Here is a 21,809-nt window from a genome sequence, read left to right as displayed (position 1 = left end):
CCGGTAGCCTTTTTGCCGGCCGCGCCGGAAACTCGGGCATGACTGACGACCCGCGTGCGGACCTCGCAGAGCGCATCGCCGGCGACATCACGCTCAGCGACGACCCCGGCGCCACGCTCCGGAAGTGGCGCACCGACTTCGACGTCTCCCAGACCGCCCTCGCGGAGGAGCTCGACGTTTCGTCGTCTGTCGTCTCCGACTACGAGAGCGGCCGGCGCTCCAGCCCCGGCATCGCGCTCGTCAACCGCGTCGTCGAGGCGCTGCTGACCATCGACGAGCGCCGCGGCGGCGACCACATCCGCCAGTACGGCCGCGTGCTCTCCGCGGGCTTCGACAGCGACGTCGTCCTCGACCTCCAGGAGTACTCGACGGCGCTGCCCGCCAGCGAACTGTACGACGCCGTCGGCGCCACGGAAGTCGTCTCCGGCGACCGCGACACGGTCACCGGCCACACCGTCATCGACTCCATCGAGGCCATCCGCCGGCTCCGCAGCGACGAGTTCTACCGGCTGTACGGCCAGTCGACGAGCCGCGTGCTCTCCTTTACGAACGTCTCCCGGGGCGAGAGCCCGCTGGTGGCGCTGCGCGTCGTCAACCCCACGCCGAACGCCGTGCTCCTCCACGGCCTCTCCACGGACGACCTCTGGGAGCACGCGCCCGCGCTCGCCCAGCGCGACGGCTACTCGCTGGCGGTCACGGAGATGGAGATCGAGGAGATGCTGGACGCGCTCCGCGAGCACGCCTGAACTGTCGGCGTGTGACGACGAGCGGGGTTTAGCGCACCGCTCAGTGGAATTAGCGGACTGATACCTAACACGTTCGGCGACGCACACCCGAGCATGCAGGGTCGCCGCGTGGTCACCGAACTCCGTCGCCCGGAGTACACGGGCGAGAATCGCTGTCTCCCGTGCACGTTCTTGAACCTGGCGCTGGTCGCGGTCGTCGGGCTCGTGCTCGCCGTCCGGGTCGCGCCAGCCGTCGGCGTCGCCGCGGTCGTCTTCGGCGCGGCGCTGGTGTGGGCTCGCGGCTACGTCGTCCCGGGAACGCCGACGCTCACGGAACGATACCTCCCCGAGCGCGTGCTCGCGTACTTCGAGCACGGTGGGCCGGCGGACACGACGTCGCACGCGGGGGCCGAGTTCGACCCCGAGCGCGCGCTCGTCACCGCGGGCGCACTCGAACCGTGCGCCGACGGCGACGACCTCTGTCTGGCCCGGTCGTTCCGCAGGGACTGGCGCTCGGCGATGCCGGCAGCCGCCGACGAGGTCGACGGCGTGCTCGACTCCATGCTCCCCGCGTCGTTCGACGACTCCGCCAGCGTCGAGTTCCGGGGTGCGACCGTCGTCGCGCGGGTCGAAAACACGTCCATTGCGGAGTGGCCGTCGCGGGCGGCGTTCGTCGCGGACGCCGCCGGCGCGGTGGCGCTGTCGGACGCGACCCGGGGTGGTCCGAGCGGGGGTTCCCGGAACGCACCCAGCTACTCGCCGGCTTGCGCCTGTGGCTCGACCGGTGTTCGGTCTGCGACGGCCGCGTCGAACTCGGCGAGGAGACCGTCGAGTCCTGCTGTCGCTCGGTGCAGGTCGTCGCGGCCTCGTGTACGTCGTGTGGCGAGCGCATCTTCGAAGCGCCGCTCCCCGAGGAGTGACGGCTGCGCGCTCGTCGTCAATCTAGAAGTGCCCGGAGGTACGTCCACCGTCGGGTCCACAGCTGGTAGGCAGTGGACGCGGCGACGACCGCGAGCGCTGTACTCACAACCAGTAACACCGGAACGGCCTCTACGACGGGGACCCCGAGCTCGACGGCGACGACGGCGACGAGCGACGCCGTCGCCAGCGTCCGGTAGTAGTCCGCCCACGTGATGCCGTACTTCGTGACGACCTCCATGTAGACGTTGACGTCGCGGGCGCCGCCTGGAGTTCGACGGTCTTGCGGTGCTCGTCGTAGTCGACGACGCCCTCGCGGTCGAGTTTCGGGAGGTGGGTCTGGTGGAGGGAGTTGTAGACGCTCTCGCGGAGTTGCCGCGGCGGCGGGTGTTCACCGGATTCGTGGGCGGCGATGGTCTCCGCGAGTTCGCGCAGCGTGACGGTCCCGAGCGACTCCTGGAGGTGTTCGAGGACGCGCCGACGCCGGTCGTTCCGGAGGATGTCGTGGATGTCCGTCTCGGCGAGCGCCGAAGACCGCGTGAGCGCCATGTTCGGTCACGCGTCACCTGTCGGCTTATTTATCGGCTCGCTTACTGGTCCACGGTAGTTTTTATTGAGATACTTACCGCTTGTGGCCGCGCGTAGCGCCCCGCTTAGCGGCCGGCAAGCGGCGTGTTAAAATCTCAACGCGGCACTTAGGGCGGCTGAATCGGTCGTTTTCGACGCAATTGCGCGATTAGCTATGGGGTCGTCCCGACACGGGTGTGATAGAGCCCGCCACGGTGGCTGGGCCCGACCAGACCATGTCGAAGAAAGTCAAACTCACGCGTCGTCGCGTGCTCGCCGGCCTCGGCACCATCGGGGTTGCCGGTGCCGCCGCCGGGCTCGGGACGTCCGCGTATCTCAACGACACCGAATCGTTCGAAAGCAACACAATCACCGCGGGCACGCTCGACATGAGCGTCACCGCGACCGTCGAAGCCGCCAGTTCGCACTGGTCCAGCTCCGTCGGCCTCAGCGCGACCGCGGACGGCGAAGCGGTCTCCGGCGTCACCATCGACGACGTCAAGCCCGGCGACTGGGGCATCATCTGTTTCGACGTCTCCATCGAGGAGAACCCCGGCTACCTCCAGGTCAGCACCGCGAACCTCGCGTCCAGCGAGAACGGCTACACGGAGCCCGAACCGGAGGACGAGAACGGCGAAGGCGAACTCGAGGAGGCGATTCTCGCGACCGTCTGGCACGGTACGGACGACAGCGAACCGCCAGAGGCGCGTGAAGACCTGACGATGCTCGACGACACCACCGACCTCAACGACTTCGGCCTCGCCAGCTACGAGACGCCGGACGAAGGCGGCGAAACCGACTCGGGCGCGCACTACACTACGCTCCGGGAAGCCCATGACGAGTACAGTACGGGCGTCACGCTCGGCGGCAGCGAGGAGCCGTCCTCCATCAACGCCGCGGAGTTCTGCCTGCTGCTCGAAATCCCGACGGAGGTCGGCAACGAGATTCAGGGCGACTCGCTGAGCTTCGACCTCGTCTTCGACGCCGAGCAGTCCCGGAACAACAGCGACCCGTTCGCTGGCAATAGCACCGAGACCAACTCCACGGGGACCTGAGGAGAGCGATGAGTGACAGATCCACCTCGTTCGACCTCTCGCGTCGCAAGGTGCTCGCGGGACTCGGCGGCATCGGACTGGCGTCCGCGGGCGCTGGTCTCGGCACGTCCGCGTACCTCAACGACACCGAATCGTTCGAAGGGAACACAATCACCGCGGGCACGCTCGACCTGAAAGTCGACTGGCAGCAGTCCTACTACGGGCCGACCGAGTCCTGGGAGTTCGTCAACGCGCACCCGGACCACGACGGCGACGGCGAGCAGTCCATCGTCATCGACGACGAACAGCACCAGTACAGCGACGAGGGGCGGAACCTCGTCGACCACCTCACCTGCGAGAACCTCGGCCAGAACTACGAGGCGAACTTCGGCGACCAGGACTCGCTGGTCTCGCTCTCCGACGTGAAACCCGGGGACGAGGGCGAAATCACGTTCAGCCTGCACCTCTGTGACAACCCCGGCTACGTCTGGATGCAGGCCGGGAACGTCGGCGAATCCGGCGGCGCGCACCCGGAACCCGAGCAGGACGTCGACGCGGAGAACGCCGCGGACCTCGCTGAGAACGTCGACGTCCAGCTGTGGTACGACGAGGACTGCGACAACCGCGTGAATCGCGCGGACGTCATGCTCACAATCGACGTCTCCGGCTCGATGCTGTACGACGAGTACGGCGGCGTCGTCGATGGGGACAACGGAATTCTCGGCCACGACGAGACGACGAAGATCGACCTCGTCGAGCAGGGCACGAAGAACCTCGTGAACGAGCTCGACTCCATGGGCGCGGACGCGCAGGTCGGCGTCGTGTTCTTCAACGGCTCTTCGGACGGGTCGCCGCACATCCAACTCGGCGCGGGGCTGACGGACGACCTCTCGACGCTGACTGCGTCGGGCGGCGCGCTCGACGGGCTCCGGCAGACGCTCGCGACCATCGTCGGCGCGAGCTCCGCGGACCCGTACGCGAGCGTCGACATCGCGACCGGGACGTTCATCGGCGAGGGCCTCCAGCGCGCCCAGACGGAACTCGGGGCCAACGGCCGCACGCAGGCGGAGGCCGTCAACCTCGTCTTCTCGAACGGGAACTCGTTCTCGGGCGGCGACGGCACGACGTACATCTCGCCGACGAGCGCGGCAGACGACGCTCGCGCGGCCTCGCCCGCACCCGCGACCGACGTCTTCACTGTCGGCATCGGCCCGGACGCCAACGACGCGACGCTGACCCAGATGGCGGGCGAGGACGGGTCGGCGGGGAACGACGCCTCGTACTACCGGGACGTCGACGACCCGGGCGACCTCCCGGGGACGTTCGAGGGACTGGCCGGGCTGCTCACCTCGGAGGTCGTCTTCTTCGAGGGCACGCTCGACGACGCGCTCGCGACGCTCTCGGAGGGCGATGGCATCCCGCTGGACGCCGACCGGACGACCGAGGGTCGCGCCTGTTTCGACCCCCACGTCGGCCACTGTCTCGGGTTCTCCTGGGAGATTCCGGCCGAGGTTGGCAACGAGATTCAGGGCGACACCGTGAGCTTCGACCTCGGCTTCTACGCCGAGCAGTGCCGGAACAACGACGGCACGGGCAGCAGCGACGGCTCCACGGACGGCACGACGACGGCACCGACCTGAGACGAGACGCGACCAGACCACGACCCACGCTGGCATGTCCGTTCCCGTCGCCGGGAGCGGCCACGGTATCCCCGTGCTCGGCGGTTCGACTCCGCCGGTGGGTTTCCCCGACAGGGGAGCGACACAGATGACCGACAAACGATACGAACTCACACGGCGGAAACTGCTCGCCGGCGTCGGCGGCGTCGGGCTCGCCTCGGCGGGTGCCGGCCTCGGCACGACCGCGTACCTCAACGACACCGAGTCCTTCGAGGGCAACAGCCTGACCGCGGGTGCGCTGAACATGGTGGTGTCGGTGGACGTCCTCGACAAGAGCCCGGGCCTCCCCGACCCCGTCGTCGACTCCACGGACGAAGACGCCGACGACACGGCCGACGGGAACGAGATTACCGTCACGGTCGACGACGTGAAGCCGGGCGACTGGTTCGTCCTCGACTGGCACGTCGAAATCGACGGCAACCCCGGCTACGTGCAGGTCACGTCGGTCGACGAGGACTACAGCAACGCCGAGGGCGACAACCCCGAAGCGGAGACGGACACCTCCGCACCCGGCGACCTCGGTGCCGCGCTGCTCACGACAATCTGGGGGAGCACGGACACGACGGCCGGCTCCGGCCGCCAGCAGCTCCAGGTGCTCGACGAGACCACCGACCACAACGACACCTGGCTGTCCGGGTACGAGACGCCGGACCTCGACGGCGTCACGGCCGGCGGAGCGCACTACACGACCCTCGACGAAGCCCACGCCGAGTACCTCGACGGCGTGGTGCTCAGCGACCCGAGTGGGACGCCAATCGAGGTCGGGAGCGTCAGCGACAGCGCGGACGTCCACTCCTACCAGCTGTTCGAGCTCCCGCCCGGCGTCGGCAACGACGTCCAGGGCGACTCGGTGACGTTCACGCTCCGGTTCGACGCCGAACAGGTCCGGAACAACGACGACCCGTTCAGCGGCGCGTAGCGATGGCGCGCACAGCCCACGCTGGCACCCGTCGGCTCGCTCGCGGCTCACTCGTGGGCCGTCACGCTACCGACGGTCGGCGGTTCGATTCCGCCAGTGGGTCTTCCCCGAGGGGGGAGCAACCATGAGCGACGACAATCAACACTACCGGCTTTCGCGGCGGAAGGTACTGGCAGGCCTGGGCGGGGTCGGGCTGGCGTCAGCGGGCGCTGGTCTCGGCACGTCCGCGTACCTCAACGACACCGAATCGTTCGAAAACAACACAATCACCGCGGGCACGCTCGACCTGAAAGTCGACTACTACTCGCACTGGGACCAGGGGATGGCCGGCTCCGGCCAGGTTCAGGGAACCCAGGACGGGAGCGGTACGGTCAGCGGCGAGCTCTCCGACGTCAAGCCCGGCGATAGCGGCTCGCTCGCGTTCTGTCCACGCATCGACGGGAACCCCGCGTACCTGTGGGTCTGTGGCGAGCTCACGGCGAACGACGAGAACGGGCAGCCCGAACCGGAGACCGACGTCGACGACACTACCGGCGCGGGCAACGGCGAGCTCGCGCAGCACGTCACCGTCGACGTCGACTACTGTTCGGTCGACGTCGCCGCGTCCGAGCCAGAGGACGAGTTCAACCCCGGCGACACGACGAAAATCGCCGACGTCTGGGAGGGGTCGCTGGCGGCGTTCCTCTCGGCCATCAGGAACGGCGTGCCCCTCGACGGCGACGGCAACAGCGACGCCGGCGAGAGCGGCTTCCTCGCGCCCGGCGATCAGGAGTGTTACGCCGGCGGCTCAGACGCCGAGAACGCCTGCCTCTGCATCGACTGGGAGGTCCCCACGGAGGTCGGCAACGAGATTCAGTCCGACTCGCTGAGCTTCGATCTGGAGTTTCACGCCGAGCAGTGCCGGAACAACGACGGCACGCACAACCCGTGTGCGGTCGACGACGCCGAGTGCGTCGACTGCGGGTTCGAACCCGGGCCGACGGACGACGCGTTCTCGAACCTGCTCTCCGTCGGTCCCGACGCGGCGTCGGGCTTCCCAGCCGTCGACGCTCGCGTCCGGGTCGACACGCCGTCGGGGAACGCCGGCGACCTCACCGCGTCGAACTTCGCGGTCTGTGAGGGTGGCTGTGCACAGACGCTCGACGTCTCCTTCGACTCCGGCGGCATCGTCGACATCGTCGTCGTGTTCGACGACACCGGGAGCATGAGCGGGGAGATTAGCACCCTGCAGAGCGAGGTCACGTCGCTCACGAGCGACATCGAGAGCGCCGGCATCGACGCCCGCTACGCGCTCGTCTCGTTCAAGGACCTCGAGGAGTTGGACCAGGACTTCACCGACGCGTCGACGTTCCAGACTGCCGTCAACGGCCTGAGCGCGTCCGGCGGCGGCGACACGCCGGAGGACAACCTCGACGCGCTGGCGGTCGCGACCGGAAACGCCGCCGCGCAGGACGGCGCCGGCGCCTCGCTGTCCGCGTTCCGGTCGGGCGCCCAGCGCGTCGTCATCGACATCACCGACGTCGGCGCGTCGCCCGAGACCGACGCGGACACGCGGTTCAGCCAGTCGGACATCGAGACGTTCCTCGACGACGGGAACTTCTCGTTCTACGCTGTGGCGCCGGCGAGCGTCGGCTCCGGGAGCGTCTCGAAGCGCGACATCGCGGAGAACGTCGACGACGGCACCTGGCTGGACATCGCGAGCGCGGACTTCGACACGATTCTGAACGACGTCGTCGGCGCGATTACCGACCCCGCGTACACGCTCTCGTACACGACGACCGACCCCGCGGTGGACGGTTCGAGTCGCAGCGTCGACGTCCAGATAACGGACCCCGACGAGGGCGTCCTCTACGAGTCGGGCAGCTACACCGCGCCCAGCTGAGCGTACAGCCGACCAACCCACTCGGAACGCGGACCCCGACGCACCGGGACCGTGCCGCGGCGGCCGAGGGACGGCGGTTCGACTCCGCCCGTGGGTTTCGGATCAATCATGAGCGACGACAACCAACGCTACCGGCTTTCGCGGCGGAAGGTACTGGCAGGCCTGGGCGGTGTCGGCCTCGCCTCGGCGGGTGCCGGCCTCGGCACGACCGCGTACCTCAACGACACCGAATCGTTCACCGGAAACAGGCTGACGGCGGGCGAGCTCGACCTGAAGGTCGACTGGGCGGAGCACTACTCCCACCCGCAAGTCTACGGGTTCGACGACCCGGTCGCGGGACTGGACGTCACACGGACGGAGCCGAGCGACACGGCGGGATACGTCGGGCTGCCGGACCCAGAGAACCCGGTCGTCTGGGTGGCCGAGGGCGACCTCGCGGCGTACATGAACAACACGGCAATCGAGGCGTTCCCGGACACGAACGACGACGGAACGCAGGACGCGTTCGCGGCCGAGCCCGGTGCGACGACCGACGCCGGCGTCGGGTACGTCTGCGAGGACGGCGCCGACCTCGACGAGGACCTCGACCCGACCCTCGAGGGGGCGCTCCGCACGCGCAACGCCGACACCTACGACGCGGCCGACGAGTCGCCGAACCCCCTGGTCGACCTCGCGGACGTCAAGCCCGGGGACTTCGGCGAACTCACGCTGAGCTTCCACCTCTGTGAGACCTCCGGGTACGTCTGGCTCCAGGGCGAACTCGCGTCGAACGCGGAGAACGGCGTAACCGAGCCGGAAGCCGACAGTCCCGACGAGGACGGGACGCTCGAGAGTCCGGGCGAGAGCGGTGAACTCCTCGACGTCGTCCAGACGCGCCTCTGGTACGACGACGGCGACAACGTCGTCGAGGTCGCCGGCGACGCGCCGACGGACCCGGGGTACGTGACGCCACAGCTCGCGCTCGGGGAACTCCTCTCCCTCCTCGAAAGTGGCGACGGCGTCCAGCTCTGTCCCGGCGACGGCGGGCCCGGCATCGAGCCACCATCGGGCGACTGTCCCGCGGAGAAAGACTACGATAGCCTGCACGAGTCCGGCGACACCGTCACCGTCGGCACCCCGCTGACGGACGGCCCCACCGAGGTCACCATCTCGCAGAACCCGAAGTGCACGGACTTCGGACTGGTGGAGGGTCTCAAGACCGACGAAGCCCCCGAGGGCCCGCTCCCGGAGAACGGCGAGACGACGTACAGCACGCCGTACGGCGACGTCACGGTGACGACCGCGCTCGTGGACGGCGACCAGACCGTCACCGGCTGGTCGATAGACAGCCCGGACGGGTTCTGCGTCGCGAAGGTCGTCGTGAAGGGCGGCAACCGCGGCGCGAACGTCTACAGCTACGACAACCCCGACGACAACGACGACTTCACCGACGACAGCGTCGCCGGCGCGATGAGCGACCAGGACGCCGTCCTCCAGACGCCGACCGGCCAGGACATCAGTCACGTCGACTTCTGTCTCGCCACGTCGTCCGACGGCGGCGACCCAGTCGGGGAGACCTGCTGCTTCGAGGCGTCGACGGACCACTACGTCGGCTTCGCGTGGTGGGTGCCGACGGACGCCGGCAACGAGATTCAGTCCGACTCGGTGTCGTTCGACCTCGGCTTCTACACCGAGCAGTGCCGGAACGACGACGAGACGACGAACCCGATCACGGAGCGTAGCCGTGGGTCTGAGTCGCCGACGACTACTCGGGTCCGCTGCCTTGGCGGGCGCAGCGTCGATAGCGGGCCTCACAGCGCTCGCTTCTGACGCGGTCGCCTATCAGTCGTCGACGACGGTCGGCAGCGACCCGTCGGTCCGCGTGGACTGGCGGGAGACGTACAACGGCGCGGTCGTCGACGGCGGTGACGAGCAAGACGGACCGGTACTCGACGTCGGGAACGCCCAGCCGGGCGACTCGGGGACGGTGGCGTTCCGCGTGACGCCGAACACCGACCAGAGCGCCCGCGCGTGGTTCTCGCTCGCCCTCACCGAGAACAGCGAGAACGGCCGGAACGAGCCCGAACGGTCCGCCGGCGATACGACGGGCGACCGCGGCGAGCTCGCCGACGCCCTCGACGTCGTACTCTGGTACGACACCGGCTCGCTCGGCGTGTCGGGACTCGGCGGCTGTGACGGCGACCGCGACGCCGCGGAGACGACGCTCGTGAACGGGTCGCTCGTCGAGGCGGACGCCGAACTCGCCGAGGGCGTCCGGCTCGGTGGCGGCTGCATCGACCCGGACAGCGCGGTCTGCGTCGGCCTCTCGTGGTCGCTGCCGGCGTCGACAGGCAACCGAATACAGGGCGACAGCGTCGGGACGTCGCTGTCGTTCACCGTCGAGTCGTGTGGTGAATCGTGACCGTTCGAAACCGGATTAAGGCGGTCCTTGAACGCCTAAGCGCGTCAATAAGTATGCTTGCCGTGGGCGTGGTTCCAGTCGTGTCCCGAACGGGAACGGGGGGAACCGGCGATGCCTGACGTCTCGCGACGCGCCCTACTGCGCGGTGTCACGCTCGCCGGCGCGGCGAGCGTCGGCGGCGCAGCGGGCGTCGGGACGCACGCGTTCGTCACGGACGGCCAGCTGTTCCCGGCGAACGACGTGGCGTCCGGGTCGCTGGACCTCCAGGTCGCGACGATGGTCGAGTCCGACGGCGAGGTCACGACGACTCCCCGGCAGGACCCGGCGGCGTTCCCGTCGTCGTTCGCCGAGGAGACCGACGTGACGCTCTCGTTCCAGGACGTCGACCCGTCGAGGGGACCGGTGTCGGGCTCGGCGACCGTCGCGTTCCGCGTGTGTGACAACCCCGGCCGCGTCTGGCTCCGGACCGACGGCGCGGCGTCGGCGCTCGCCGACGAAGTCGACGTCACGCTCGCGTACGCGTCCACCTGCGGCGACGCCAGCGCCACGCTCTTCGATGGCTCGCTGACCGGACTCCTCGACAAATTTGAGGATGGCGTCCGGCTCGGCGCTGGCGGCTGCCGCGAACTCGGGAAGGTCGAGCTCCGAGAGGGGACGTTCGTCGCCGAGGAGAGCGGTGACTCGCTGGCCGTCGGCGACGTCCCGGGCTCGTTGGCCCTCGATGGCTCGACCACCGTCGAAATCACGGGCGTCCACTGGAAGGACGACGGTGACGAAGTCCGTGGTGTCGACCTGGCCGCCGAGAACGCCGAGTTCTGCCGCGTGGACGTCAAGGGCGGCGGGCAGCCGAACGGAGCCGCCGCCGACGGAACCGACTCGGGCGTCGTGACGCACCGCTGGGACTGCGCGGCCACCGCGACGGACGTGCTCGCCGGCACGAACCCCAGCGGGCAGCCCAGCGGTCTCAGTCACTTCGTCGTTTTCGGTTGCGCCGACGACGACGGCTGCGTCGGCTGTGAGGCGGCGTGTCTCACGCTGGACTGGACGCTCCAGTCGCCCGACGCGGCCGGCGAGTCGCTGTCGTTCGCGTTCGAACTGTTCGCCAGCCAGTGCCGCCACACCGACCCAACGAACCCATGGCAGTAACGACACTTTCCACGACGTCGCCGCTCGCCCGCAGAACCACGAGGTGGTCGCGGTGACTTCCATCACCCTCCGCCGCGCCGTCAGCGCCGTCGCGATGGTGCTCGCCGTCCTCGTCGTCGCCCTGTTCGTGATTCAGGCGGCGCCGTGGCTGGTCGGCGCTGACGCCAGTTACGTCGTGCTCTCCAGCAGCATGGAGCCGACGCTCTCTCCCGGGGACGCCGTCGTCGTCAACGACGTCGACCCGTCCACGCTCGAAGCCGGCGACGTCATCACGTTCGTGCGCTCCGACGAGTCGACGCCCGTCACGCACCGCGTCGTCGAGGTGGTCGAACGCGAGGACGCGCTGGCGTTCCGCACGCAGGGCGACGCCAACGACGACCCCGACCCCGCACTCGTGCCGGCGTCCAGCGTCACGGGCGAGGTCTGGTTCGCGATTCCGTACGTCGGCCACGTGGTGCTGTTCGCGAACACGCCGACGGGCCTCGCAGTGCTCGTCGGCTTGCCGATCCTCGCGTTCGTCGCTTCCGAACTCTACGCGTTCGCGCGGAAGGACGCGTCGAACGACCGAGGTGCGAACGACGTCACCGTCACTCGACCGGTCGGGGAACTCGGCGAGCGACGGGGATGGACTGGGTTGGCGACCCCCAACCGCCCGAGTCGACGCCCGACGACGCGTTCACGATTACGACCCGCGACCTCAAGCTGAGCGCCGCGGGGATTCGGCGCGCTCGCGCTCTACAGCGGCTACGTCGCCCACCGGAACCTCGAACCGGTGAGCGTCGGCGTGTTCGCCGGCGCAGTGCTAATCGTCGCGTTCGTCGCCGTGGTGTTCGTCGCCGGGCAGGAGTCCCCCGCGCGCAGCGAGCGTCCGGGCGGCCGCGAGATTCCCGACGGCGGCGACGTGCCGAACGGAGGTGACGACGGTGACGCGTGAAATCAGCGTCGCCGTGGTCGTCGTGGTCGTCGTGCTGGCCGGGTTCAGCGGCGGTATCGCCGTCGCGTCGCTGGCCGACACCGAGACCGTTGGCGTGTCCATCAGCGTCGACAACGGGAGCGGCCCCATCGTCTCGAACGTGAACGGAACCGTCGTGGCGGGAACGACCGCGAACGAGACGACCACGCCGACCACTACGTTGCCGGGCAACGGCACCACTCAGGACCGGAACGGGACGACCACGGTCGCGAACGAGACCACTACGGAAACGAACGAGACTACCACCACTCCGGCACAGAACGAGACTACGACCGAGGCCGAGACCACGACGGAGAGCCGAACGACGACCGAGCAGACCGAAACCACGACGACTACGACGGTCGTGAACGAGACGACCACCACGACCCAGACGTCGACGGAAGCAACGACGACGGAACAGAACGAGACTGCAACGGCCACGTCGACGCCGACGAGTACGTCGACGTCTTCCTCCTCGACGACGACCCGTTCGCGGACGACGGCCGAGGAGTGAGTACCGCGAACGTTCGTTTCGAGGCGGCTACTGCTCCCCGTCGAGGTGCACGTCGTACGGCGTCGCGTCCTCCCAGTGATTCTCGAAACAGCGCGTCGCCCACTCGACGGCGTCGTCGTCGGCGGTGTCGGCGACGATCTGGAGCTGTGACGCCTCCTCGTTGTACCCCCCGAGGTAGACGCGTTCGTCCGCGATAATCAACCGGAAGGACGGCGGGTCGCCGACACAGACGTCCAGCGAGCCGTCGTTGATGGCGCGTTCGAGTGCGTCGGCGCTCTCGCGTCGCAGGTGGTCGACGACCGTAGCCGGATAGAGTATCTCGGCCTGTAGTTCGTCCTGCACCCGGTCGTAGAGGGTGCGCTGGTAGGCGGGGTCGGGCGTCGTCGGCGAGAACTCCCGTATTCTCGAGGCTTCAGCGACGAGCGCTGACAACCGCCGTATCGGGTTGTAAGGGTCGCCAGCCTCGGGTTCGGTCACAGTCGCATCGTCGAAGGCGTGGAGGTCGAGTGGTTCGTCGGTCGCGTCGAGTGTGCGCAACAGCGGCGCCAGCAGGCGAGCGACGCGAATCGTGCTGGTCGCGCGCTCGGTCTCCGCGTGAACCACGCGGCCGAACGGTGTCAGTTCGTAGGAGCCGTTCTGCCGCTCGACGATTCCCAGCGATTCGAACGTTTTCACGACGCGGTGGGCCGTCGAGCGCGACACGTCGAGTGCCATCTGTACGTCCGACCGCGTCGCACCCCCGTCCTCGAACACCCGAAAGGCCCGATGCCGACTGATAGCGGTCCGGAGGACGTCGGCTTCGTCGCGGTCCACCCCCATGAGTCGAACACATACTGTGTGTAACAATAGTGATTCGTGTCAATTACGTCCCAGTACGTGCGGAAATATTCACGTTCCGGGATGATTGTCGTCAATTAACTATACCTTCCACTGTGGCACAGTGTCTGTGTGGTGCTCGGTGACACGGAACGGGGGAGTTCCGCAGGCCGAGGCCACGAGGGGGGTTACGCATGCTCACACAACGGGACGGGGACGAATCACTGGACAGAGCGGAAATTCACGACGTGCTGAGCAACGACCGGCGGTGGCGTGTTCTCGAACTGCTCGGCGACGACGAGCCACGGGACTTGCGCTCGCTCGCGAACGACATCGCGGCCGCCGAATCCGGGGAGTCGCCGGCGCCGCGCCAGGCCCGACAGAGCGTCTACGTCACGCTCCACCAGAACCACCTGCCGAAACTCGACTCTTTGGGCATCGTCCAGTACGACGACACCTCCAAGATGGTCGAACTCGACAGCCGCGCGGACGAAATCGACGTCTACCTGGAGGTCGTCGAACGAGGCGAGCTCTCCTGGACCGAGTACTACCTCGGCGTCGTCGTGCTCGGACTGGTCACGGCGCTCGCCAGCTACACCAGCACGCCGGTGCTGGCGACACTCGACCCGGCTGCCTACTCGGCCGGTGCACTCCTCGCGCTGCTGCTCTCCATCGGCTTCCAGATTCGTGAACAAGGGAGTCCGTGGCTCGACCGCCTCAAACGCCGGTAACCGCCGTCACCGGGCGTTCGCCGTCGTCACTCGACGTACGTGTACTGGCGCTCGTTCATCGGGCCCCAGCCGTCGAAGACGAACTCGCCGTCGGGCTGCGTGAACGGCTCCAGTTCGACGCTCTTCTCGTGGTTGTGTCGGTCGTGAATCTGCTCGTACTCCGAGAAGGAGAGGTCGTAGCGACGCTCGACCTGTTCGTCGACGTTCAGCGCCGCGACCTCGTCCTCGAAGCCGGGCTGGACGGTCTCCTCGTGAATTTCGGCCTGCGCGCCGGAGCCGTACGACGCGACGAGGAGCTTCTGGCCGGAGAGGTCTCGTCCCTGCTCGGCGGCGTGCTTGAGCGCGCTGACGCGCGCGATGTGGACCGAGCCCGTGTACCAGTTTCCGACCTGACTGGAGATGTTCAGCGTCGGCTCGATGGCCTCGCCGTACCACTCGCGGTACGCGTCGGTCTCCTTGAGGTCGTCGACGTACTCGCGGGTGGCGTCCTGGAACTCCTCGCGGGAGTCGAAGTCGTCGCGGCGCGGCTGCCGGCCGATGTCCTCGGCGAGTTCCTCCTCGACGTCCGTCCCGCGAATCATGTGCCGGTAGCCCAGCACCGCGGCCTTCCGCACCATCCCGGGGAACGGCGTGTGGAACGGGATGAACGCGTAGTCGTCGGGGTGGGTGTCGCCCGCGGCGCGCTCGAAGTCCTCGAGGGCTTCGCGCATCCGCGCGAGGTACACCTGCACCGAGCGCTTGCCGTCCACGCTCGGGAACTGCTGGTTCGGCTTCAGGAAGTCCGTCTCGTCCGCGGAGCCGTACCCCTGCTCGGTCGACAGCTCGACGAGGTCGGGGTCCTCGGTGATGTACATCGCGACGCGCCCGCGCCCTGAGTCGCCTCGCCGGAGGAGTCACGCGCGTACAGCGCGGTGTCGGTCGCCACGACGAGCGCGCCGCGGCCGCGGTTCCGCCCCGCGAGAATCCAGTTCACCGCGTCGTCGAGGCTCTGCGTGCCCGCGATGCAGGCGAACTTCCGCTCGCCCTTGTTCGCGTGGTGGAAGTCGCCGTCGTAGACCTGCTCGAGACAGCCGGCGATGTACGTCGACACCGGCTTCGAGTTGTCGAACGAGGACTCGGTCGCGACGTCGATGCGTCCGACGTCGTCGGGTTCGAGACCCTTGCGCTCCATCAGGCGGTGGGCGGCGTTCGCGCCCATCGTCACGATGTCCTCGTAGGCGTCCGGGAACGACGACGAGAACAGGCCCAGTCCCTTCGTGTACTTCTCGGGGTCGTCGCCCTGCTCGGGCGCGAACGTCTCCGCGAGGTCGAGTTTCAGCCGCCCCGTTCGCACTTCGATGGCGTCGATGCCGACGCTAGTCATGCCCTCGTCTACGCGAAACGGTCATATGGGTTTGTCGATGGGTGTTTTCGACAGTGGTCGAATATCTGGTGGGGGAAGGGAGTTAGGCGTTAGCAGTCTCCCAATCGTAGTTTCCGTCCTGGTCGTACCCAACGGCAAACAGAGTGTACGTTTCGCCGCCTTGGATGTTCTGGTCAGACTGAATCGTAATCGTTCCCGGCTGAATCTGTTGGCCGCTTCCAGTTCGTGTCGCGGTCGCGACGACGTTGCCGTCACTATCCGTAATCACGTACTCGATTCTGTCCATGTCGGTGTCTCCGTCGCTGTCTTGGCTCTGTACCTGTGCGCTGAACCTGTCCTGTCCGGGAGTTTTACCGAAGTTGCTGATTTGGGTCTGCGTCGCGGTCGAACTGCTCCCGTCTATTGAACCGTCGGCGACGTCCGAGACGAGACGCTGATTCACGACGATGCCGTCGTCGTCGAGGACTTGAATGAGAATCTGGTACTGGTCGTCTTCGGCGCCGCCAGCAGAGTGGAATGCTGTTCCCGTCGTTTCGGTGACGCTCTGCTGATCGGTCGCGTACGCGCTGTCCTCGTTGAGGAACAACACCTCCGTTTCAGTGAACTTCCCGGCCGAGTCACTCACGTCGTAGTCCACGGTGTAGCGGGCCGTACTGAACTGCGACGTGTCGGTCACGGTCGACGAACTCAACGTCGGACTGTCGTTCTCCGAAAGGTCGTCGTTCCCGCCCGGGTTCACGTTGTCGGCATCGTCGGTGACTGTCCGTGAATCGACGACGTTCCCGTTGGTGTCGTACACCTCGATGGTGATTTCGTAGGTGTCCCCACCCGTCCCACCGTTCTCGTCCACCCAACCGTAGTCGTCGATGTTGTCCCGCGGCTCGAAGCTCGTGTACGTCTCGTCTGCGCCACCGGAGTCGAGATTCTCGTACGTCACCTCGACGCGGTCGAAGTCCGTGACGCCAGTCGCGTCGTAAGACGTCTCGTACCTCGCGAGCGACCCGGTCTGGCCCTGGTCGACGATCTTCGAGCGGAACGTCCCAGCGGCGTCCGGATTATGTTCGACTCGAATCGGCAGCGCGTCAACGTCGTCACCACTGGCGGCGAACACCGTGCCCTCCCAACCGTCTTCTTCGGGGACGTCAACTGTTGTCGTGTGCTGCCCCGACGCGTTGGTGACGCCCGTGCTTGAAGACAGCGTGGCGCTCGAAGTGTTGACGGCGTAATCGACGTTCGTCCCGAAAACCGGGCCAGCGTTCGACGTAACTTCCGAAATCAGGTCGATACTGGTGCCGTTCTCCGTCACATTCCAGACTACCTTCTCGCTTTCCCTATTACTGGTCTCCAACGTCACGTCGTACGTATCGTCCCCGCCCCCAACGCCTCCACCGCCATCAGTAGCTGGCTGTCCCTCGAAGACGACTTTCCGCTCTTCGCTGCCACCATCGAGAATTGAGGCGTTGAACGGACCAGTAGGACCATCGTACGTGAAGGTCACAGTCCCGTCCTCGGAGACGCGCTTCGACTGCGGCCCGACGACTGACCGATTCACCGTCACGTTCACATCGCCGCTTACTGGGTTGTTGAACGCGTCCCGCATCGAGACCGTGAACTCCTCGCCGTTCTGCACGGTCCGGTCGTCGCTCGTAGTCAGGTAGCGCGGCCCGGGGTCGTCGGTGCCGCTCCCGACGCCGACTTTCGCAGTGCGGAGCGTGTACGTGCCGGGGTCGAGCGTGACGCGGACGCGGTCGTCGCCGACTGCCTCGGCATTCTGGAACGCGTCTTGCCCGCCGAGTCCCGTACGATTTGTCAGCGTGTCCGCGGACAACTGCGTCGGAATCGTGAGTTCGACGGGTTCGTCGCTCTCGTTCGTCACCTGCACGCGCTCGTACGGTCCGCTCAGCGCCTGCGGGTTGACGCTCACCGACCCAGACTGCGTCGTGCCGACGGAGCCGTTCAGCGCGACGAGCGTGATGGTGTTCCCGTCGACGAGCAGCTGGTCGGACAGCGGAATCGTCGTGCCCTCGCGCGGGTAGCGGTTGTAGAGCAGCGTCTCGCCGTACGCGAGGTTCGGCGCGTTGTCGTACTCGTGGTAGTTCGGCTCGTACTCGAGGTACTTCGTGGACGCCGTCCACGACCCGTCGAGGAAGTCCCGGGTCTCGTCGTTCGTCGCGACGACGTTCGAGACCTCGATGCCGTTGTTCTCGTAGCTCCCGGTCCTGAGCGTGCCCGTGGCCGGCGGCGGATTCATCAGGAAGACCCGGGAGGGGTACTGCGTGCCGAGGGTGACCGAGACGGGCTGGGTGGTCCCGGTGGCGGCCGACCGTAGAATCCCGTTGCGGACGTCGGTCAGCTGGTTCTGGACGGTCTGGCTGTGCTTGTACTCGACGTCGGCGTTCTGCGAGGGGACGACTGTCGCCTGGTAGACGGAGAGCGCGATAATCAGCGTAGCGAACAGCAGTATCGCCCCGATCTGGACGGACTGCGCTCGGCTGTCGTCCCTGAAACGCACGGTTGTGTGAACTCGTGGGGGCAGCGGCATAAACGCGACGCCTGGCCCACCGTCGCCGGCGACAGTCCGCGGCGGCTCGCTCCGGAGCCGTCAGTCGTCGTCTTCGATGACTTCGGGGTCCGAGAGCGCGCTCTGGAGGCTGTCGAGGCCGTTGACCCACTCCGTGACGAGACCGTACTCGACGTCGTCGAGGACGTCCATGTCGAGGTCCTCGCCCTCGACGACGCGCGTGCCGGCGCAGGCGCTCAGGCCGAGCGCGCGGTCGAGGTCTTCGCCCTGTTCGGCTTCGACGGCGGCCTGCACGTAGCCCGCGACGTCGGTCTCGTCGGCGACGCCGTCGGCGATGTACTGCTCGGCGCTGTAGAACACGCAGACGAGGCTGGTCTGGACGCCGTCCACGAGCATGAGCTTGTCCTCGTCCTCGAAGTCGGGCTCGGAGAGCACGACCTCGCGGATGTCGGTGAGCTCCTCGAGGGCTTCCTCGTCGTCGATGGCGCTGTTGTCGTACGCCTTCAGGATCTTCGCGACGGCGATGGCGACGTCGTCCTGGAGGTTCAGGAGGAGGCGCGCGGAGTCCTCGTCCTCGGGGTCGATCTCCTCGTCTCGGAGCCGGTCGAGCCAGTTCTGCCAGCGTTCCTCGGAGTAGAACTCCTCCTCGGGGGCACTCATACTCCGTACGCCGGCCGCCCGAGACAAAGGCCTTTCCTTCACCGGAGCGGCGAGACAGGCGGTCGCACGGCCCGCGCGCGCCGCTGGCCCGCCGCCCTCGGGCTATTCGTCGAGCGTCCCGACCGTGTCGATGCCGTAGACGGCTTCCGGGGTCTCGACGTGTGCGACCCGCACGGCGTCGTCGTGGCCCCGTTCCTGCAGCCAGCGCACGCGCCGCGGCACCGTCTTCGGCCCCATCACGGCGCCCGGGCGGTCGGCGTCGTCCACGAAGTCCGTCTCCATCAGGAACGGCTCGCCGACCTCGACGGCGGTCTCGAGGAAGTCCTTCTCGCACATCACGCTCTTCGTCACGCCGTCGAGCTCGCCGCTCGCGTAGTGTTTCACGACGCGCTCGGGCGGCAGGCCGGCGGCCTCGGCCCAGTCGGCGACGTCCGTGAGGTCCTCGGTCGCTTCCGTGTGGAGCTGGAGCGCGACGCCCGTCTCCGCGGCGCGCTCGCAGGCGTGCCGGATGACGTCGTTCGACGCCTCCCAGACGGCGTCGCTGACGTCGTAGTGCGGCCGGCCGGACTTCAACGCGACCGCGCGGCCGTCGCTGGCGTACTCCGCGGCGACGTCGATGCCCGCCTGCATCAGGTCGCTCGCTTCCTCGGGCGCGAACCCGCGGTCGTCCACGAGCCGCGAAATCAGGCCGGGGTGGACGCCGAGCACGGGCACGCGCGCCCCGGCAGGACCTCGCTGGCCTCGTCGACGAGCCGGACGGTCTCCTCGAAGACGGGCCGGAAGTCCTCGCCCTCGTCGGCCTCGACGCCGTGGTGCCACGACGGCTTGTTCACGACGAGCAGGTGCGTGCCGCCGAGGTGGACGAAGTCCTCGACGGCGTCGATGCCGCGATTCTCCGCGTCGAGGTGGAGGTGGTCGTCCAGTACGGGCGTCCCCAAGTCGGTCATGTCCCGGGGTTGGCCGTCGGCGACCGAAAAGCTGTCCGTCTACTCGCCGAGCACGACCGCGTCGTCGGCGGCGTTCCGGAGGGCGTCCGACCGGCCGTGCTCGCCGGGCGCGATGGCGAGCGTGGCGACGCCGCGCCGGCCCGCGGTCTCCAGCACGGGCTTGAAGTCGGTGTCCCGGGAGGCGACCGCGAGCACGTCGACGCCGCCCTCCACGACGAGCTCGGTCGCGTCCACCGCGAGCTTCACGTCCACGTCGCCGCTGGTCACGCGCACGTCGTAGCCGCGGGCCTCCGCGGCCTGCATCAGCTCCGGGGTCGCGTGCTCGTCGACGTACAGCCGCGTCACCGCGAGGCGGCCGGCCGCCTCCGCGGTCTCCCGCACGTCGTCTAAGTCCACGTCGAACTCCTCGCGGAGGACGTTCGGCCCGTCCACGAACAGGGCGACGCCGGGGCCACCGCGCTCCGCCGGCTCGTCGTCGTCCCCGTCGAGGAGGCCGCTGAGTCGCTGCATACCCGCGTTCGGTTGCGGCCGGACAAGAGCGTGCCGGAAGCCCGCGGCCGCCACCCCCAATACGAAAGCATTACTTGCCGGCCGCCGACGCCTCGTGTATGGCTCTCCGAACGCCGCCGCTGTACGGTCGCCACGACGACCGCGGCGCGCAGTTCACGGAGTTCGGCGGGTGGGAGATGCCCGTCGAGTTCGACTCCATCCGGACCGAGCACGCCGCCGTGCGGGAGGCCGCGGGCGTCTTCGACGTCTCCCACATGGGCGAGATCGAGGTCGGCGGCCCGGACGCCGAGCGGCTGATGCAGCGACTCACCACGAACGACGTCACCGCGCTCGACCCCGGTGACGCGCAGTACTCCGCGATCACGGACGACGAGGGCGTCATGCTCGACGACACCGTGGTCTACCGGCTCCCCGACGGCGACGACGCCGAGTTCCTCTTCGTGCCGAACGCCGGCCACGACGAGCAGATGTACGAGCGCTGGACCGAGCACCGGGACGCCAACGACCTCACCGCGACCGTCGACAACGTCACCGGCGAGTACGGCATGGTCGCCGTGCAGGGCCCGGACGCGCCCGACCTCGTCGCGCAGCGCGCGGGCGACTCCGTGCTCGACCTCGGGCGCTTCGAGGCCGCGTACGCCGACGTCGCGGGCGTCGAGTGCTGGGTGGCCAACACCGGCTACACGGGCGAGGACGGGTTCGAGGTCGTCTTCCCGGCCGACGGCGCGGGCGCGGTCTGGGACGCGTTCGCGAACGACTGCCAGCCCTGCGGGCTCGGCGCCCGCGACACCCTCCGCATGGAGGTCGGCCTCCTGCTCTCCGGGCAGGACTTCCATCCCGAGGAGAACCCGCGGACGCCCTACGAGGCCGGCGTCGGCTTCGTCGTCGACCTCGACACGGAGTTCGTCGGCTGCGACCGCCTCGCCGCCCAGCAGGAGGCGGGCGTCGACGAGACGTTCGTCGGGTTCGTCCTCGACGAGCGCGGCGTCCCCCGGCACGGCTACGACATCACGAACGAGGACGGCGACCACGTCGGCGAGGTCACGAGCGGGACCATGAGCCCGACGCTGGACGAACCCATCGGCCTCGGCTACGTCGACGTCGACTACGCCGACGACGGGACGCCGATCGAGGTCGTCGTCCGCGGCACCGGCAAGCGAGCGACTATCACCCCCACACCCTTCATCGACTCATGAGCTTCGACGTTCCCACCGACCTGTACTACCTCGAATCGCACGAATGGATCGACCCCGACACCGGCCGCGTCGGCATCTCGGAGTTCGCGCAGGACGAGCTCGGCGACGTCGTCTTCGTCGAACTCCCCGCGGTCGGCGACGACCTCCGGCAGGGCGAGGAGTTCGGCGTCGTCGAGTCCATCAAGGCCGTCTCGGACATCTACGCCCCCGTCTCGGGCGAGGTCACCGCGGTCAACGACGCCCTCGAAGACCAGCCGGAACTCGTCAACGAGGACCCGTTCGGCGACGGCTGGCTCGTCGAAGTCGACTTCGACGACGCCGACCTCGA

At 68.0% G+C, this 21,809-nt stretch carries 22 protein-coding genes and 2 pseudogenes; 16 read left to right on the top strand and 8 right to left on the bottom strand.

The window, feature by feature from the left end:
• The first annotated feature begins 38 nt into the window (after positions 1 to 38).
• Entirely contained in the window at positions 39 to 746 is a 708-nt protein-coding gene (locus tag GJ634_RS05255; protein WP_157500892.1) for a helix-turn-helix domain-containing protein, read from the top strand.
• Positions 747 to 1,027: 281 nt separating this feature from the next.
• On the opposite strand, the gene GJ634_RS05250 is transcribed toward GJ634_RS05255, so the two are convergent.
• Positions 1,028 to 1,369, bottom strand: a complete 342-nt coding sequence (locus GJ634_RS05250) for a hypothetical protein (protein ID WP_157500890.1) — start codon at positions 1,367 to 1,369, stop codon at positions 1,028 to 1,030.
• A gap of 120 nt (positions 1,370 to 1,489) precedes the next feature.
• Here GJ634_RS05250 and GJ634_RS05245 point away from each other — a divergent pair, with 120 nt between their 5' ends.
• Positions 1,490 to 1,645 carry a hypothetical protein gene (locus tag GJ634_RS05245; RefSeq protein ID WP_157500888.1) on the top strand — a complete coding sequence of 52 codons (156 nt, stop codon included), beginning with the start codon at positions 1,490 to 1,492 and terminating at the stop codon, positions 1,643 to 1,645.
• A gap of 17 nt (positions 1,646 to 1,662) precedes the next feature.
• Here the strand turns inward: GJ634_RS05245 and GJ634_RS15350 are convergent, their stop codons facing one another.
• Positions 1,663 to 1,884 carry a hypothetical protein gene (locus GJ634_RS15350; protein ID WP_197425410.1) on the bottom strand — a complete coding sequence of 74 codons (222 nt, stop codon included), beginning with the start codon at positions 1,882 to 1,884 and terminating at the stop codon, positions 1,663 to 1,665.
• A 47-nt stretch (positions 1,885 to 1,931) separates the two neighbouring features.
• On the opposite strand from GJ634_RS15350, the gene GJ634_RS15345 reads away from it, so the two are divergent.
• The 11 genes from GJ634_RS15345 (at position 1,932) to GJ634_RS05190 (ending at position 12,737) form a co-directional block, all read left to right on the top strand.
• Complete coding sequence (locus GJ634_RS15345) at positions 1,932 to 2,288, top strand: hypothetical protein (RefSeq protein ID WP_197425409.1); 357 nt, start codon at positions 1,932 to 1,934, stop codon at positions 2,286 to 2,288.
• A gap of 158 nt (positions 2,289 to 2,446) precedes the next feature.
• A complete protein-coding gene (locus GJ634_RS05235) occupies positions 2,447 to 3,265 on the top strand; it encodes a SipW-dependent-type signal peptide-containing protein (RefSeq protein WP_157500886.1) in 819 nt (272 codons plus the stop codon).
• Between the two features lie 8 nt (positions 3,266 to 3,273).
• Positions 3,274 to 4,884, top strand: coding sequence for a vWA domain-containing protein (locus tag GJ634_RS05230; protein WP_157500884.1), 1,611 nt, complete (start codon positions 3,274 to 3,276; stop codon positions 4,882 to 4,884).
• Between the two features lie 127 nt (positions 4,885 to 5,011).
• Positions 5,012 to 5,842, top strand: a complete 831-nt coding sequence (locus tag GJ634_RS05225; protein WP_197425408.1) for a SipW-dependent-type signal peptide-containing protein — start codon at positions 5,012 to 5,014, stop codon at positions 5,840 to 5,842.
• A 124-nt stretch (positions 5,843 to 5,966) separates the two neighbouring features.
• The gene (locus GJ634_RS05220) at positions 5,967 to 7,724 is read left to right on the top strand and encodes a SipW-dependent-type signal peptide-containing protein (protein WP_157500881.1); all 1,758 of its coding nucleotides are present in this window, start codon (positions 5,967 to 5,969) and stop codon (positions 7,722 to 7,724) included.
• 108 nt (positions 7,725 to 7,832) lie between these two features.
• Positions 7,833 to 9,533, top strand: coding sequence for a SipW-dependent-type signal peptide-containing protein (locus GJ634_RS15340; RefSeq protein WP_197425407.1), 1,701 nt, complete (start codon positions 7,833 to 7,835; stop codon positions 9,531 to 9,533).
• On the top strand, positions 9,487 to 10,125 hold the full coding sequence (locus GJ634_RS05210) for a hypothetical protein (protein ID WP_157500879.1): 639 nt from the start codon (positions 9,487 to 9,489) through the stop codon (positions 10,123 to 10,125). Before GJ634_RS15340 ends, GJ634_RS05210 begins: the two co-directional genes overlap by 47 nt.
• A 111-nt stretch (positions 10,126 to 10,236) precedes the next feature.
• Entirely contained in the window at positions 10,237 to 11,271 is a 1,035-nt protein-coding gene (locus GJ634_RS05205) for a hypothetical protein (protein ID WP_157500877.1), read from the top strand.
• Between the two features lie 52 nt (positions 11,272 to 11,323).
• Positions 11,324 to 11,977 (top strand): signal peptidase I, encoded by a 654-nt coding sequence (locus tag GJ634_RS05200; protein ID WP_157500875.1) that lies wholly within the window; start codon positions 11,324 to 11,326, stop codon positions 11,975 to 11,977.
• 66 nt (positions 11,978 to 12,043) lie between these two features.
• Complete coding sequence (locus GJ634_RS05195) at positions 12,044 to 12,205, top strand: hypothetical protein (protein WP_157500873.1); 162 nt, start codon at positions 12,044 to 12,046, stop codon at positions 12,203 to 12,205.
• The gene (locus GJ634_RS05190; protein ID WP_157500871.1) at positions 12,195 to 12,737 is read left to right on the top strand and encodes a hypothetical protein; all 543 of its coding nucleotides are present in this window, start codon (positions 12,195 to 12,197) and stop codon (positions 12,735 to 12,737) included. Before GJ634_RS05195 ends, GJ634_RS05190 begins: the two co-directional genes overlap by 11 nt.
• A 27-nt stretch (positions 12,738 to 12,764) precedes the next feature.
• On the opposite strand, the gene GJ634_RS05185 is transcribed toward GJ634_RS05190, so the two are convergent.
• Positions 12,765 to 13,556 carry a winged helix-turn-helix domain-containing protein gene (locus GJ634_RS05185; RefSeq protein WP_157500869.1) on the bottom strand — a complete coding sequence of 264 codons (792 nt, stop codon included), beginning with the start codon at positions 13,554 to 13,556 and terminating at the stop codon, positions 12,765 to 12,767.
• Positions 13,557 to 13,747: 191 nt separating this feature from the next.
• Between GJ634_RS05185 and GJ634_RS05180 the strand changes: the two genes are divergently transcribed.
• Entirely contained in the window at positions 13,748 to 14,284 is a 537-nt protein-coding gene (locus tag GJ634_RS05180; protein WP_157500867.1) for a hypothetical protein, read from the top strand.
• A gap of 26 nt (positions 14,285 to 14,310) precedes the next feature.
• Here the strand turns inward: GJ634_RS05180 and hmgB are convergent.
• The 5 genes and pseudogenes from hmgB to GJ634_RS05155 form a co-directional block, all read right to left on the bottom strand.
• Positions 14,311 to 15,647, bottom strand: a pseudogene (gene hmgB / locus GJ634_RS05175) (hydroxymethylglutaryl-CoA synthase).
• 82 nt (positions 15,648 to 15,729) lie between these two features.
• Positions 15,730 to 18,159, bottom strand: coding sequence for a hypothetical protein (locus tag GJ634_RS05170; protein ID WP_157500865.1), 2,430 nt, complete (start codon positions 18,157 to 18,159; stop codon positions 15,730 to 15,732).
• A gap of 90 nt (positions 18,160 to 18,249) precedes the next feature.
• Positions 18,250 to 18,828 (bottom strand): DUF2150 family protein, encoded by a 579-nt coding sequence (locus GJ634_RS05165; protein WP_157500863.1) that lies wholly within the window; start codon positions 18,826 to 18,828, stop codon positions 18,250 to 18,252.
• A 102-nt stretch (positions 18,829 to 18,930) separates the two neighbouring features.
• A pseudogene (locus GJ634_RS05160) lies at positions 18,931 to 19,775 on the bottom strand (TatD family hydrolase).
• A gap of 39 nt (positions 19,776 to 19,814) precedes the next feature.
• Positions 19,815 to 20,285: an NYN domain-containing protein gene (locus tag GJ634_RS05155; RefSeq protein WP_157500861.1), complete on the bottom strand. Its 471-nt coding sequence runs from the start codon at positions 20,283 to 20,285 to the stop codon at positions 19,815 to 19,817.
• 98 nt (positions 20,286 to 20,383) lie between these two features.
• On the opposite strand from GJ634_RS05155, the gene gcvT reads away from it, so the two are divergent.
• Together gcvT and gcvH are read left to right on the top strand one after the other, a co-directional pair.
• Entirely contained in the window at positions 20,384 to 21,481 is a 1,098-nt protein-coding gene (gene gcvT, locus GJ634_RS05150) for a glycine cleavage system aminomethyltransferase GcvT (RefSeq protein ID WP_157500859.1), read from the top strand.
• Positions 21,478 to 21,809: glycine cleavage system protein GcvH (gene gcvH / locus GJ634_RS05145; protein WP_157500857.1), on the top strand; the 332-nt coding region annotated here is incomplete at its 3' end. The genes gcvT and gcvH, both read left to right, overlap by 4 nt.

The organism is Halobacterium sp. CBA1126, from assembly GCF_009741975.1.
In the GTDB taxonomy this organism is placed as follows: Archaea; Halobacteriota; Halobacteria; order Halobacteriales; family Halobacteriaceae; genus Halobacterium.
Note: the sequence above shows the minus strand (reverse complement) of the source record. Positions and strands in the feature narration are given on the sequence as shown.

Coding starts and splice junctions, on each gene's coding strand:
- GJ634_RS05180 (WP_157500867.1), top strand. CDS start 13,748: ATGCTCACACAACGGGACGGGGACGAATCACTGGACAGAGCGGAAATT.
- GJ634_RS05155 (WP_157500861.1), bottom strand. CDS start 20,285: ATGCAGCGACTCAGCGGCCTCCTCGACGGGGACGACGACGAGCCGGCG.
- GJ634_RS05225 (WP_197425408.1), top strand. CDS start 5,012: ATGACCGACAAACGATACGAACTCACACGGCGGAAACTGCTCGCCGGC.
- gcvT (WP_157500859.1), top strand. CDS start 20,384: ATGGCTCTCCGAACGCCGCCGCTGTACGGTCGCCACGACGACCGCGGC.
- GJ634_RS05230 (WP_157500884.1), top strand. CDS start 3,274: ATGAGTGACAGATCCACCTCGTTCGACCTCTCGCGTCGCAAGGTGCTC.
- GJ634_RS15340 (WP_197425407.1), top strand. CDS start 7,833: ATGAGCGACGACAACCAACGCTACCGGCTTTCGCGGCGGAAGGTACTG.
- GJ634_RS05185 (WP_157500869.1), bottom strand. CDS start 13,556: ATGGGGGTGGACCGCGACGAAGCCGACGTCCTCCGGACCGCTATCAGT.
- GJ634_RS15350 (WP_197425410.1), bottom strand. CDS start 1,884: ATGGAGGTCGTCACGAAGTACGGCATCACGTGGGCGGACTACTACCGG.
- GJ634_RS05255 (WP_157500892.1), top strand. CDS start 39: ATGACTGACGACCCGCGTGCGGACCTCGCAGAGCGCATCGCCGGCGAC.
- GJ634_RS05220 (WP_157500881.1), top strand. CDS start 5,967: ATGAGCGACGACAATCAACACTACCGGCTTTCGCGGCGGAAGGTACTG.
- GJ634_RS05205 (WP_157500877.1), top strand. CDS start 10,237: ATGCCTGACGTCTCGCGACGCGCCCTACTGCGCGGTGTCACGCTCGCC.
- GJ634_RS05235 (WP_157500886.1), top strand. CDS start 2,447: ATGTCGAAGAAAGTCAAACTCACGCGTCGTCGCGTGCTCGCCGGCCTC.
- GJ634_RS05165 (WP_157500863.1), bottom strand. CDS start 18,828: ATGAGTGCCCCCGAGGAGGAGTTCTACTCCGAGGAACGCTGGCAGAAC.
- GJ634_RS05250 (WP_157500890.1), bottom strand. CDS start 1,369: ATGGACGTGTTTTCGACCCGCGCGACGACGGTCGCACCCCGGAACTCG.